This window comes from Pseudoduganella sp. S-14 (assembly GCF_049913285.1).
Taxonomy (GTDB): Bacteria; Pseudomonadota; Gammaproteobacteria; order Burkholderiales; family Burkholderiaceae_D; genus Rugamonas.
The window spans coordinates 3,284,584-3,296,347 of the sequence record NZ_CP183991.1 but is presented as its reverse complement, the minus strand read 5'-3'; the positions used below and the strand labels follow the sequence as shown (position 1 = coordinate 3,296,347).

Annotated in this window: 11 protein-coding genes; 2 read left to right on the top strand and 9 right to left on the bottom strand. The window is 66.3% G+C overall.

Going from position 1 to position 11,764, the window contains the following annotated elements; translation table 11 throughout:
• Nucleotides 1-99 precede the first annotated feature (99 nt).
• Nucleotides 100-1,437 (top strand): sigma 54-interacting transcriptional regulator, encoded by a 1,338-nt coding sequence (locus ACN9MZ_RS15155; protein WP_426337825.1) that lies wholly within the window; start codon nt 100-102, stop codon nt 1,435-1,437.
• Here ACN9MZ_RS15155 and ACN9MZ_RS15150 read toward each other — a convergent pair.
• The 9 genes from ACN9MZ_RS15150 to ACN9MZ_RS15110 all read right to left on the bottom strand — a co-directional run bounded on the left by ACN9MZ_RS15150 (nt 1,434) and on the right by ACN9MZ_RS15110 (nt 10,953).
• Nucleotides 1,434-2,162, bottom strand: coding sequence for an amidohydrolase family protein (locus ACN9MZ_RS15150; protein WP_426337824.1), 729 nt, complete (start codon nt 2,160-2,162; stop codon nt 1,434-1,436). The genes ACN9MZ_RS15155 and ACN9MZ_RS15150 overlap by 4 nt on opposite strands.
• Nucleotides 2,159-3,241 carry a hypothetical protein gene (locus ACN9MZ_RS15145; RefSeq protein WP_426337823.1) on the bottom strand — a complete coding sequence of 361 codons (1,083 nt, stop codon included), beginning with the start codon at nt 3,239-3,241 and terminating at the stop codon, nt 2,159-2,161. The genes ACN9MZ_RS15150 and ACN9MZ_RS15145 overlap by 4 nt, the downstream gene beginning before the upstream one ends.
• On the bottom strand, nt 3,234-4,271 hold the full coding sequence (locus tag ACN9MZ_RS15140) for an aminotransferase class I/II-fold pyridoxal phosphate-dependent enzyme (RefSeq protein ID WP_426337822.1): 1,038 nt from the start codon (nt 4,269-4,271) through the stop codon (nt 3,234-3,236). The genes ACN9MZ_RS15145 and ACN9MZ_RS15140 overlap by 8 nt, the downstream gene beginning before the upstream one ends.
• A gap of 7 nt (nt 4,272-4,278) precedes the next feature.
• The gene (locus ACN9MZ_RS15135) at nt 4,279-6,456 is read right to left on the bottom strand and encodes an 8-amino-7-oxononanoate synthase (protein ID WP_426337821.1); all 2,178 of its coding nucleotides are present in this window, start codon (nt 6,454-6,456) and stop codon (nt 4,279-4,281) included.
• Between the two features lie 13 nt (nt 6,457-6,469).
• Nucleotides 6,470-7,729, bottom strand: coding sequence for a hypothetical protein (locus tag ACN9MZ_RS15130; RefSeq protein WP_426337820.1), 1,260 nt, complete (start codon nt 7,727-7,729; stop codon nt 6,470-6,472).
• Nucleotides 7,730-7,734: 5 nt separating this feature from the next.
• Nucleotides 7,735-8,907, bottom strand: coding sequence for a hypothetical protein (locus tag ACN9MZ_RS15125; RefSeq protein WP_426337819.1), 1,173 nt, complete (start codon nt 8,905-8,907; stop codon nt 7,735-7,737).
• Nucleotides 8,908-9,058: 151 nt separating this feature from the next.
• Nucleotides 9,059-9,916 carry an intradiol ring-cleavage dioxygenase gene (locus ACN9MZ_RS15120; RefSeq protein WP_426337818.1) on the bottom strand — a complete coding sequence of 286 codons (858 nt, stop codon included), beginning with the start codon at nt 9,914-9,916 and terminating at the stop codon, nt 9,059-9,061.
• Nucleotides 9,917-9,929: 13 nt separating this feature from the next.
• Nucleotides 9,930-10,454, bottom strand: coding sequence for a hypothetical protein (locus ACN9MZ_RS15115; protein WP_426337817.1), 525 nt, complete (start codon nt 10,452-10,454; stop codon nt 9,930-9,932).
• Nucleotides 10,444-10,953: a Spy/CpxP family protein refolding chaperone gene (locus tag ACN9MZ_RS15110; RefSeq protein ID WP_426337816.1), complete on the bottom strand. Its 510-nt coding sequence runs from the start codon at nt 10,951-10,953 to the stop codon at nt 10,444-10,446. The genes ACN9MZ_RS15115 and ACN9MZ_RS15110 overlap by 11 nt, the downstream gene beginning before the upstream one ends.
• A 127-nt stretch (nt 10,954-11,080) precedes the next feature.
• Between ACN9MZ_RS15110 and ACN9MZ_RS15105 the strand changes: the two genes are divergently transcribed.
• Entirely contained in the window at nt 11,081-11,764 is a 684-nt protein-coding gene (locus tag ACN9MZ_RS15105) for a response regulator (RefSeq protein WP_426342908.1), read from the top strand.

The following is an 11,764-nucleotide window of genomic DNA, read 5'->3' as shown; positions in this document are numbered from 1 at the left end:
CGTGCGCCGCACCGCGGCGCACGATTGAGCAAGCTCAACGCAACGCTTCCTGAATTCGCACTATAGTTGACGTCCTGTCCTTTCAGGAGGGGCGACTAAATGGCGCTTTCAGCTTGCATCCTGGCGACCGCGAAGGCGCCGGCAAATGCCAGCGACAGGCTGCGGACAGACTTGTCCGACGCTGGCGTGTCCCTCATCGAAGCACCGCAGGAAAGCGACGCTTCCATTTTCCTGTTCAGGCAGTGGGATGGCGAACTGGCCGCCAACCTGCAGGCGGCGGGCGCGCCGCAAATGCTGGCCATCTGCTGCGAACCTGCCGAACTGGCGGCCGAGGCCATGTGGGAAGTGCTGGCGGCCGGGGCTTCCGACCTGATCCTGTGGCGCACTGGCGAGGCGATCCTGCCGCAGGTGCTGGCCCGCCTGCAGCGCTGGCACGAAGTCGCCCAGCTCATGTCTTCCGAGCGCATACGCGCCTGCCTGGTCGGGCAAAGCGCGCCCTGGCGGCGCATGCTGCAAAACCTGGTGGAAGTGGCGGCCTTCACCGATTCCCCGGTCCTCATCACCGGCGAGACCGGCACCGGCAAGGATTTGCTGGCCCAGGCCATACATCGCCTGCATGGCGGCCCGGGGCCGCTCACTGTCGTCGATTGCACGACACTGTCGCCGGAGCTGGCGGGCAGCGAATTGTTCGGGCATGAACGAGGCGCGTTCACCGGCGCCTACAGCGCGCGCGACGGCGCCTTTGCCGCAGCCAACGGCGGCGTATTGTTCCTTGATGAAGTGGGCGAATTGCCGCTGGCGCTACAGGCGCAGCTCCTGCGCGTCATCCAGGAACAGCAATACCGGCGTGTCGGCAGCAATGACTGGCATCCAACACGCTTTCGCCTGGTGTGCGCCACCAATCGCGACCTGGAGGCGGAGGTCCAGCGCGGAGCCTTTCGCGCCGACCTGTACTACCGCATCGCCGCATGGCGCTGCCAGACGCCGGCGCTGCGCGAACGGCAAGGCGATATCCTGCCGCTGGTGCAGCACTTCCTGCGCCAGCTTGGCGGGCAGGATGTCGAACTCGATCCGGCCGTGCGCCAATACCTGCTTACGCGCAGCTATCCCGGCAATGTGCGCGACCTGCGCCAGACGGTGGCGCGGCTCTGGCACCGCCATATCGGGCCCGGGCCAATCACCATCGGCGATGTGCCGCCCGAGGAACGCCCCGCCGGCGGCGGCGCCTGCTGGCCCGACGCGGCTTTTATCAACGCCATTGGACGCGCCGTCGACCTTGGAGTCAACCTCTCGCGTATCGGCCAGGCAGCTACCGACACCGCCATCCAGCTCGTGCTGCAGCAGGAGGGCGACAACAACCAGCGCGCGGCCCTGCGCCTGGGCGTGACCGACCGCACGCTGCAATTGCGCCGCAAGGCACGCAGTGCACCGGCCTAGCCGCGTCCGATGAGGCGCAGCAGGTTGCCGCCCAGGACCAGTCCTTCGTCCCCTGCCCCCAGCCGCAGCAAGCGGATCTTTTCGAGTTCCACGCCAGGGTGCAGCCATGGTCCGTCGGTCCCGAACAGGACCTTGTGCGCACCTGCGCGGCGGATCGCCTGCTCCAGCAGGTCGAAGCGACGCACGCCGGCGCTGTCGGTGTAGATGTTGCGATGGCGCGCCAGGTGGTCAATCAGCGCCAGTTGCGCCGCCCAGTCGTCGGCAAAGCTGCCAAGGTGGGGCAAGATGAAGTTCACGTCGGGATATTGTCCTGCCAGCAGTTCGGCCACCGAAGTCACGCCGACCGGATCGTACAGCACCGGCAGCCCGAAGTGCCGCGCCACCTCGCAGACCTCGCCCGTGATCGGGGCGTCATGCCGGTGCAGCTTGATGCCGACGAATCCGTATTCCTCCACCGCCTTGCGTACCAGCGCTGCAATCCGCCCGGCATCGCGCCGGGCGTGCACGAAGGCAAAGGCGAGGTAGCGTTCCGGATGCGCTGCCACCAGGCGCGCCACGCCGGCATTGGCGGCACCGTAATCGGAATGGAAGGCGGCCAGCAGCACCGTGCAATCGATGCCGGCTTCACGCGCGCGCCGGGCGTAGCGGCCCAGCGCGGCGTCGCTGTCCCAGGGGCCGGTCAAGCCGTCGCCAGGGCCGGCGTGGCAATGGCAGTCGATGATCATGACCTGCCGAACTGCGGAGCATGGGTACGCAAGGCATCGAGCACAGCGCGCCGAACCGCCTGCGGGCTGCCGTCGCTGTCGCCCGCAGCCTGCGCGGCGCTGCCGGCAATGCGCACGAAACGGCGTGCCATTTCCAGCTCGCGGTCCACTTCCGGCATTTCCTGCATTTCCATTTCCAGCGCATTGCTCAGCGCCCCGCCCAGCGCGCGGCCCAGGGCCGTGCCTACGCCCGGAATCGGAATGAAGGAGCCGAGCGCACCGCCGACAAAGGGCAAGGCCTTTTTCGCGATCCCTTTCAGGATGCCGCCCAACGGCTTCGCCACTTTCTTGATGCCGTTCCAGACGCCCTTGAACATCTTGCCCAGGAACTGCTCCATCTCCTCCTCGCTTTGCACGCCAAGCAGTTCCATCGCCAGTTCCATTTCCTGTTCGGAGCTGAACGGGCCGTGCTGGCAGCGCTTGCAGCCGCAGGGCGCTTCGTGCTCTTCTCCCAGCACCTCGAACTCCAGTTCGCGGCGCTGGTTGGTCAGCACGCCCTGGTGGTGCCTGAACATCGTGTCGTGCAGGGTCCGTTCGCGCCGGCGGCGGTCGGCATCGTCCGCCAGGTTGGCGGCGACATAGACGCTGACTTCGGATGGACGGATGCCCATCATGCCCGCGCAGATCCGGTGTTGCGCCAGGCGCTGGCCCATGTGGCGAGCCTGTCCGCTATAGCCCCGGCGCTGGCCGTTGACCGTGAATTCAAGGTAGTACAGCCCCGGCCCGTGCGTGCGCGGGTCGCTCGGCGCGCGATCGAGCGGAGCGATGAGCGCATAGGAAGGCTGCAGGGCGGGCGGCATGCGCCCCACAGCCGCAGCGATGGTCGGCGGCACTTCGCCGTCACCGTCTCCTTCATCGGGACCTGGTTCGTCGCCCGCTGGCGGTTCTAGCAGCGGTAGCGGCTCGAATACCGGCACGCGGTAAGGCCAGCCGCCGCCATATACGGGCGCCGGGCGGACTTTGCGGGCGGGGCGGGTGCGGCCCCGTCCCATAGAGCGGCCGCCTTTGGGCCGCCATTCGAATTCCATTGTCTCAAACATGCAGCACCTCCATCAGTTGTCCGATCGAGCGGGCGGCATAGGCAACTTCCTGTGCGCTGTGGTCAGCCCGCAGCAGCAACGTCAGGACCTGCCTTGCCGGTGTCCCCTGCAACAGCACTTCAATACCTGCCAGCGAAAGCTCGCTGCGTAACGCCTCGCCATCGCACAAGGGCGGCAGCGCGATTCGCTGGACCGGAAAATCGCCCCCCATGCAGGCGATCCCGAAACCGGCCAGGTTCGCCTGCAATTGCGCAATCCGCTCGCGCAGCCTCTCGCGCAAGGCCCGGCCCAGCCGGCGGTTGGCGTCCAGCGCACAGCGGCCGGCTGCAATCGCCGCCACCGAAGGCGGGCTGCAATGGACCCGCGTTTCGCTGGCTGACAGGAAGCCGCCCAGCAGCTTGCGCGGCCCCGCCAGCACCGCCAACGGCGCGCCAAAGCCCTTGGCCATGGAGGCGCCCACCAGGACCGGTGCGCCGCCCAGGCCGTGTTCGGCCACCGATCCTCCCCCATCCAGGCCGACCACGCCAAGGGCCTGGGTGTCGTCCAGCAGCAGCAAGCCGCCGTATGCATCGGCGATGTCGGCATACCCCGCCAGCGGCGGTGCGGCGGCATCGCCCGGCGTATAGCCATCCGACAGGATCACCGGCCTGCGCCCTGCTTCGCGCCAGCGCCGGCTAAGGGCCGCGGCCTGGGCCGCATTGCAGTGGCTGAAGCATTGCAGCGGCACACCCTGTGCGCAGGCGCGCTCGGCGCCCCAGCGTGCCACCGGATATGCGGCGCTGTCGACCAGCAGCGCCACTCGTGCCGGCGCCAGCCAGCCAAACAGGTCCCAGAACAGGTGCAGGCTGGAAGTCAGCAGGCAGGCGGCCTCGCAGTCCATCAGGCGCGCCAGGCTGGCGCCCAGTTCCGTCTCGCCCGGCACCGGCTCCAGCGCCGCCGGCTTTCCCAAAGTCAGCTCGTCCCAGGCAGGCAGCGACTGCGCGGCATGCCGCATGCCCAGGTACAGCGCACTGGTGAAGTCGGCGCGCACCGCCGCCTCACGCCGAGCGCGGCATGGCCTCCAGCCGCTGCCGCAGCAGCACCGACGGCATGGTCGCCTCCAGTTTCGGGTTGGCGACTTCCGAGGTAAGGTCTACACCTGTCACCGCACGGTAGGCGTGCATATAGCCCTGCGCCTGCGGACGCCAGAAGCGGGCCCACGCAAACGCCTCGGTAGGGTCGTACACGTCGCTCCAGTGGGTATAACGGATCGACAGCAGCAACTGTTCGCCAAACATGGCCAGGTCGCGGAAGTGGGCGATGCTGGTGTCGCTCCAGCCCTGCACCTTCTTCATTGCATCGACGCGGTCCATCCACGGTTCGGGATGCGCCACCATCAGCCGCGTCGGCAGGAATTCGCGGAATTCCGGACGCGCCAGCATCCATTGCTGCATCAGCATTTCGATGCGCGCGGTGGACGGCAGGTCGCCGAACTGGTTGTGCGCGCCCTGCGACAGGATCAGGTGCACTTCCTTCAGCGCATTCAGGATCGGGAAGGCGTCGGCCTTGACGGTGGTGTCGTCGTCCTGGCGGTAGAACGGCATCAGCTGGCGCAGCAGGTTATGGAAGGCCTCGACGAACTTGGAGCGGCTGTCGGCCGGACGAAAATCGCGTACCGCCCTTCCATCCAGGTGGATGCCGTAGTGATGGTCGTACTCGTAATTGCGGCGCACGACACTCAGGCGATGCTGTTCATCCTGTACATAACCCCACAGCAGGTTGTTCAAGGGCCGCAGCATGTCCACTTCCATATTGGCCAGCGGGTCGGGGCCGTTGCCGTGCGCCAGCGAGCGCACGTTCTGGAAGCGGCGCGTGATCGCGTTCATGGTCTGCACCAGCATGCCCTCTTCCTGCCAATAGGACCAGATCAGCTCCATCATGCAGGGGTTGACCAGCCGGTCGCGGATGAAGCCCGCGCACAATTCGGCATCGTGGTGGTCCTTGTGGTCCATGTGGATGCGCACGTCCGGCAGCTTGCTGCGGATCAGGGCCAGGTAAGGCAGGATGCGGGTTTTCGGATCAAGCGACGTCAGGTAGCGTTTGACCAGTTCATCCTCCAGCTTGCGGTCTCCGGGCAGGTCGCGCCGGTCCAGGTAATCGGCGTCCTCCTGGGGCCGGAACGCATACGGTGTGCGCAGCACGCCGCAGTTCACCATCACGAACGCTTCGGTGGCGGCCTTCAGCACGCGGTAGGAATCCGAATCGCTGAAAGGCAGGGTGCGCCGCTTCTCCAGCAGCCGGAATGCGCGCTCCTTTTCGTCGAAGCGGCTGCGTTCGAACTCGGGCACGTCGCCGCCGGCATCGTTGCAGAACAGGTGGTCGATGAACAGCTTGTATGTGTTGAATGACAGTGCATCGGCGCTGTTGCGGATCAGGGTCCAGTGCGCGAGCACGGGACGGAACTCCGCCTCCGTACGCGATGCCTGGGTGGTGATCGTGCCGCTCACCTGGGTGGCGCTGCCTTCATCGACGATGATCGGTTCCGAAGCACGGTAGTGGGCCGCGTCATTCGGGTCCGGCGTGACGCCGTCGGCCTCCAGCGCAGCCATGTAGACATTGACCGCCACCTCGGTGGCGCCGGTGGCGTTCAGGCGCATGCTCGACTTGACGCCTTTCAGCGCCTGGCTTTGCAGTGGCGGCTCCGGCACGTAATACATGCCTTCCATCGGGTTGCCCTGTCCTGCCACGCTGTGCGCCACCGAGACCCAGACAGTATCGCCCACCAATCCGTGCGGGCGGTCCTGGTTGTCGCCGTTGGCAAAGAAGACCGGTTCGAGCCGGAATGGCGGATCGAGCAGGAATTCGGTTTCGCCGCGCGTGTCGGTGGCCAGGATGTCGACCCGGTTGAAGCGCATGAAGTCCTTGTCGAAGGGGGTGGCGTTGTTGAAGACCACGTAGTAGGTGCCGATCTCCAGCCCGTCGAAGCGCGCATGGCCATTCGGACCGGTATGGGTCGGGCGCAGCACCGGCCAGGCAGCCATCATCTTGCGCGCCTCTTCCGGCGTGCCCTTGTCCTCATTGAGTAATTGCAGCTGCTTCACCTGCGCATCGGAAGGCTGCATCAGCAGCAGGTGCGCATGCACCACCGGGACCCAGCGATTGTCCGAGATCCGGGCCCGCACGTTGACATCGATTTTGCCGCTTTTGCCTGCGGCCGCCGCACTCGTTTTGGTCATGATGGAACTCTCCTCAAATATCAGTCAAGGTATTGCGAAGGGCCCAGTGCGTCAGCAGGCGCCCCAGCAGGATGTTTTCGTGCTCCGGGCTCAGGATGCCGTCCGCACGCGCCTGGCCGATCACAGCGAACACCAGCACCGGCGAAGCCTGGTACATGCGCTCAGGCTTGCGCTGCCACAGCCGGAACAGCATGGCCAGGTAGGCCGGCTGACGCAGGTCCACCTGCAGTGCCTGCGGCAGCGAAGCACCGCGCAGCAAGGCCGGACGGTGATTGGCCAGCAGGCCGGCCAGCGCCGGCATCGAATCGCGCAAGGCCATCAGCAGTTGCCGGTCTGCTTCCGGCACTCCGTCGAGGGGATAGTAGGATTCCCACAGGCGCGCCATGCGCTGCCACTGCGGATGCGGGTAGAGCCGCTCGCCCATTGCGCAGCTCAGGAGCACCCGGATCCAGGGCACCGGGTGCGGGTCGTCGATATTGATGCGGAAGACGAAAATGCGCGGCAGGCTGACCACGCCGATCAGGCCATGGGTGGCCGCCACGCCGACCCTGCCCAGCGACCAGAAGTCGGCGACGATTTCGGAAATCCAGCGCTCCCACAGCTTCCACACCTGCGCCGGCCCGGTGGCGCCGGACTGCAGCGATTGCAGGACCGGACGCAGCGAGTTCACAAGGTCCAGCAGCGCCGCGCCCTGGTGCCCCACCTCATGGAACAAGGAAGAGGCGATGCTGGCGCCAACCATGCGCTCGCGCGGTACCCGAATGATGGCGACGGGATTGTCGCCGCCTCCGGGCAGGCGCGTGCGGGCGCGGCGGATGGCAGCCCCCGGCCCGCGATCGAGGTAGCACACCACCGGCGGCGGCGTGTAGTAGCCGCCGCGCAGGGCCAGGGCGTCGGCCGATGCGACGTCCAGCCCTGCCAGCCATACGCCGTTGCGATGTTCGCTGCGCTGCGTCACCACGTCGTTGAACATGTCGAACTGGATCAGCGCCGCATTGAACTTCATGCGCAGGAACGTGAAGCGGCGCTGGGCGTGTGCCGGGCTGGCGCGGCGCCCGGCGGGGCTGCGCAACCAGTGCAGGAAGCCGCGCACCATCGCCCGCAACTCGCGCCGCCCCGCCACCAGCTGGCGCTCGATGCCAAGCTGCGCCCGCGGCAGCAAGGCGGCAGCCGGCACCATCGGCTCGATCAGGGCAAATGGCAGCACCCGGGCCAGGCGCGTCAGCAAGGACCGCGCCTCCTGTGCCAGCATCCAGGCGGCGTACGGGCTCATTTGGCTCAAGCTCCGTACAGGACGATTTTGCGGCCCTGGCGCACCCAGCGTCCGGAATTGCCGTGCATTGCGCCGGCCATGCCGCCCATGCCGCGGCCGGCAGCCCCCTGCTGGCCGCCCTGCTGGCCGGCTCGCGCCAGCAGGCCCGGCGCGTGCTGGCGGACGGCCGCCGTCGCCGCCTGCATGGCAATCTGGCGCGGATCGCCGCCGCGCGCCTGGGCTGCGCGGTTGACGGTGTCGGCAGCCACCTTGACGAAGGTGCGGGCGCCGTCGAATTCGCGGTCCTCGCCGGACACTTCTCCTTCGGCCTCCAGCCCGAGGGCGCTACCGGCAGCCGATGCCAGGCCGCTGCCGATCTTGGCGCCCAGCGGACCGCCGAAGTAGCCGCCGATCGCGCCGCCGGCCAGCGGCAGCGCTTTCTTGGCCACGCCTTTCAATGCGCCGCCGATCGCCTTGCCGACCGGCGAGCGGATCACGTTGCCGGCGAACGATGCCGCCTTTTTCAGGAAGCTGCCCAGGAACTGCTCCAGTTCCGCTTCATTGGTCACCGACAACAGTTCGCTGGCCAGTTCCATTTCCTCGGCTTCGGTCAGCATCCCTTGCTGACCCATTTCGCCGCCCCATTCCGATTCGCCAAACTCATACTCGCCTTCATAGGAAGTTTCGTTGCCGAATTCCAGGGTGGTACGGTCGATGTCATGCATGATTAGCCCCCTTTGATGTGATGCTGCGGATGGTGGAACGGGATGCCGTTCCATGATGGATACGATGGTGGGCAGCAGCCCCGGTGCATACTGCTTGGCCGCGATGTTCAGCGCAGCGCGCCGCACCTGGCGCGGATCGCCGCGGGCAGCCTGCCTCGCACGGCGCGCTGCCAGCCCGGCAAAGCGCATGAACTGGCGTGCCGTTTCGAACTCGCGGTCCTCGGCGCTCAGGCCCTCAAGCTCCATGCCAAGCATACGGCCGCCCCTTGGACCAGCCGACAGCACCTGGTCGGCAAGCTTGGGCAGCACGCCGTCGAGGCCGGGCGCCACATGGCGGAACCAGGCCGGCAGGTGTCCCTCGCGCCGTGCCGCGAGCAGTTCGGCTGCTTGCGGCAGGCTTTCATCGCGCCATGCTGCCTGTGGCGCCCCCGGGGACAGTTCGAGTTCCGGCCGATAGCTGAGCAGACGGTCCATGCTTTCTCCATTGCCTAAACCATGCTGGCAGTACTGCAAGGCGTGTGCCAGCGCCTCCCCCTCGGGGAAGCGCTGGCCGCGGCGAAAGCGGTTTCGGGGAATGGCGAAAAACGGGGATGCGGAGCGAAGCCGGCTTCGCCCCGAGGGAAGATCAGGCGGCGACAGCCACCGTCAATGTGGCAATGTAACCGTCGGCGACGTTGCCGCTGATCGTGACAAGTTGCAGGGAATAGCCATCGCTGAAGATATTGTCGGTGGCATAATTGATGCGCGACAGGTTGCTTGCGGAGCTGCTGTAACCCGACGTGGCATACACTTCGTTCAACGTCGCCATCGGGAAGGTGAATTGCGAAGTCTTGATGCGATTGGAGGCGCTGGTGCTTTGCGCCAGGCTGCGATATACCTCGAAGTGCACGTGCGGCATGCGGCCGTCGTAACATCCCGGGAAGATGGTGGTGAAGGACAGGTCCCCATTGGCGTCCGCGCCTTGAACGCCGCGCAGGTAGTTCTGGTCTGTTACCCCGCTCGAATACAGCGAATAGCGCCCTTCGCGGCCGCAGTGCCACAGGTAGACCGCGAACTCGCCGGCAGCGCCGCAACCATTGTTCGCATTGACGATCTTCAGCTTGATCGTCAATGGGATGCCGCCAGCTGTGCCGCTGGCGCCATTGAAACTGCTTCGGATGTCGCTGCGCACCACGCCGGTCTGTGTCAGCACGTTGACGATGCCGCTGGCATTGCTGTTGGTGCCGTCGCCAGGATACGGCCCGCCGGTTTCTTCAGGAATGACGGAACAGCTTCCGGTCGTGGCGCCGGTGCTGCCGGTGCCCGTACTGCTGCCGCTGCTGGCGCTGCCGCCAGTGCTCGTGCTGTCCGAGCCGCCACCGCAGGCGATCAGCGGCAGCGTGGCCGCGCCGGCCAGCAGCCATCGCAGCGAGCGACGGCGGTTGCTGCCCATGTTCATCATTGCTTCCAGGTCTGCGGCCAGGCCGTGGTCATGCGCGTGCATAAGACTCTCCTTTTTATGCCGTCGTGTTAATCAGGTTGCCGCTGCTGCCTGCTTGTGGCAGCTTGTCGGCCAGCGCTTGCAGGAACGTCGTCAGCTTGGGGTGCGAATCGCTGCTGTCGCCGCCAATCGCGGACAGCAGGGAGGAGAACGAGGTCTCCAGCGACGAAGCCTCGCCGCTTTCGATATCGTCGCTTTGCAGCGAAGAAATCAGGCTTCGCAGGTCTTCGGCCAGCCGGCCGGGGCCTCCCGGGCCGCCGTGCTCCTCGCCTTGTGCACCATTTGCCTCGCCTTGTTCGTGCAGGGACGACATCAGCTCCTGGAGGAAGCTGCCGAGGGCCGAAGCTGCGCTTTCCTTGTCGGTGGCGGCGACATCGGTCACGCCGAGCGATTCCAGCGCCGAGCCGATCGCGTTGACGAAACCACCCTCTCCCGGCGGCGGTCCGGGCGGCGGAGGCGGTGGCGCCTGGCGCGCCTGCCCGCTGCCGCTGGCGGCCAGTTGGCCGGTAAAGCTGCTGGAGCTAATCGAATTAACGTTCATTGAAGCCTCCTTGTTGGCGGCGCGCCTTGCGTTCGTCCAACTGCTTGCGCTGCTCAGGGGTCAACAGGGCCAGCACCTTCTGGTGGGTACGGATATGAGCCAGGGTCAGGTTGGCTTCCGCCTGTGCCGCGGCTTGCGCCAGCTTGGTCGCGGCCCCGTCATCGAATTTCTCGGTATTGCGCATGTCATGCAAGGCGCGCATTGCCTTCTCGTGGGCGCGCTGCTGCTCGCGCAGGTAAGGCGCCTGGTTGTGCATCAGCTGGAACAGCTTGTCTTCCTGGCTCTCGGACAGTTCGAGTCCATGCAGGAATGGCAAGCCGGGTGCGCCGAAGTGCCCGCCGCGATGGCGGCCAGGGAATTCTCCGCGAGGGCCTTCAGGCCGTGGGTCTGCAAGCTGCGGGGGTTCGCCCTCGGTGGGCAGCTTTTCTTCCGCCCTCGCCAGCAGCGGCAAAGCCATGGCGGCGGCCAGCAGCAGCCGGGTCAACGTGCTCTTGTTCATGGTGAATCTCCAGTGGTGATGGTGAAATTCCATTCTCTGGCTACAGCCTGTAAAGCGCCGTAAGTGGCAGGTAAAAACGTGTAAAGATGGAGCAACCCGGCGGGAGCGATTTGTTATCATGGGCGCCATGAACAAGGTCCTGTTGATTGACGATGACGTCGAACTGGTCGGCATGTTCCAGGAATACCTGGAGCAGGAAGGCTTCGAGGTCAGCACCGCCCACGATGGCGAAACCGGCACCACCCGTGCGCTGACCGGGGCGTTCGCCATTGCCGTCCTCGATGTGATGATGCCGCGCATGAACGGCCTGGAAACGCTGCGCCGGATCCGGGCCGTGAGCCAGATGCCGATCCTGATGCTGACCGCGCGCGGCGACGATACCGACCGCATTGTCGGCCTCGAACTGGGCGCGGACGATTACGTGACCAAGCCGTGCACGCCGCGCGAACTGACGGCGCGCATCCGGGCCATCCTGCGCCGCACGCAGGCCGTGCCGGATACGGGCTCCGGGCCGCTGGTTGTCGGCCAGCTCACCATGTGGCCCGAGCAGCGCCGTGCTGCCTGGGGCGGCGTGCCGCTGGAGCTGACCAGCACCGAATTCAACCTGCTCGAAGTATTGGCCCGCAACGCGGGCAAGCCGGTGAGCAAGAACGTGCTGTCCGAGCAGGGGCTGGGGCGGCCGATGGCGCGCTTCGACCGCAATATCGACGTCCATATGAGCAGCCTGCGCCACAAGCTCGGTTCCATTTCGGACGGGCGCTCCTGCCTGCAAACCGTGTACCGCCTCGGTTATCAGCTGGTCCGGGAGTAA

Coding starts and splice junctions, on each gene's coding strand:
- ACN9MZ_RS15155 (WP_426337825.1), top strand. CDS start 100: ATGGCGCTTTCAGCTTGCATCCTGGCGACCGCGAAGGCGCCGGCAAAT.
- ACN9MZ_RS15150 (WP_426337824.1), bottom strand. CDS start 2,162: ATGATCATCGACTGCCATTGCCACGCCGGCCCTGGCGACGGCTTGACC.
- ACN9MZ_RS15145 (WP_426337823.1), bottom strand. CDS start 3,241: ATGTTTGAGACAATGGAATTCGAATGGCGGCCCAAAGGCGGCCGCTCT.
- ACN9MZ_RS15135 (WP_426337821.1), bottom strand. CDS start 6,456: ATGACCAAAACGAGTGCGGCGGCCGCAGGCAAAAGCGGCAAAATCGAT.
- ACN9MZ_RS15130 (WP_426337820.1), bottom strand. CDS start 7,729: ATGAGCCCGTACGCCGCCTGGATGCTGGCACAGGAGGCGCGGTCCTTG.
- ACN9MZ_RS15125 (WP_426337819.1), bottom strand. CDS start 8,907: ATGGACCGTCTGCTCAGCTATCGGCCGGAACTCGAACTGTCCCCGGGG.
- ACN9MZ_RS15120 (WP_426337818.1), bottom strand. CDS start 9,916: ATGCACGCGCATGACCACGGCCTGGCCGCAGACCTGGAAGCAATGATG.
- ACN9MZ_RS15115 (WP_426337817.1), bottom strand. CDS start 10,454: ATGAACGTTAATTCGATTAGCTCCAGCAGCTTTACCGGCCAACTGGCC.
- ACN9MZ_RS15110 (WP_426337816.1), bottom strand. CDS start 10,953: ATGAACAAGAGCACGTTGACCCGGCTGCTGCTGGCCGCCGCCATGGCT.
- ACN9MZ_RS15105 (WP_426342908.1), top strand. CDS start 11,081: ATGAACAAGGTCCTGTTGATTGACGATGACGTCGAACTGGTCGGCATG.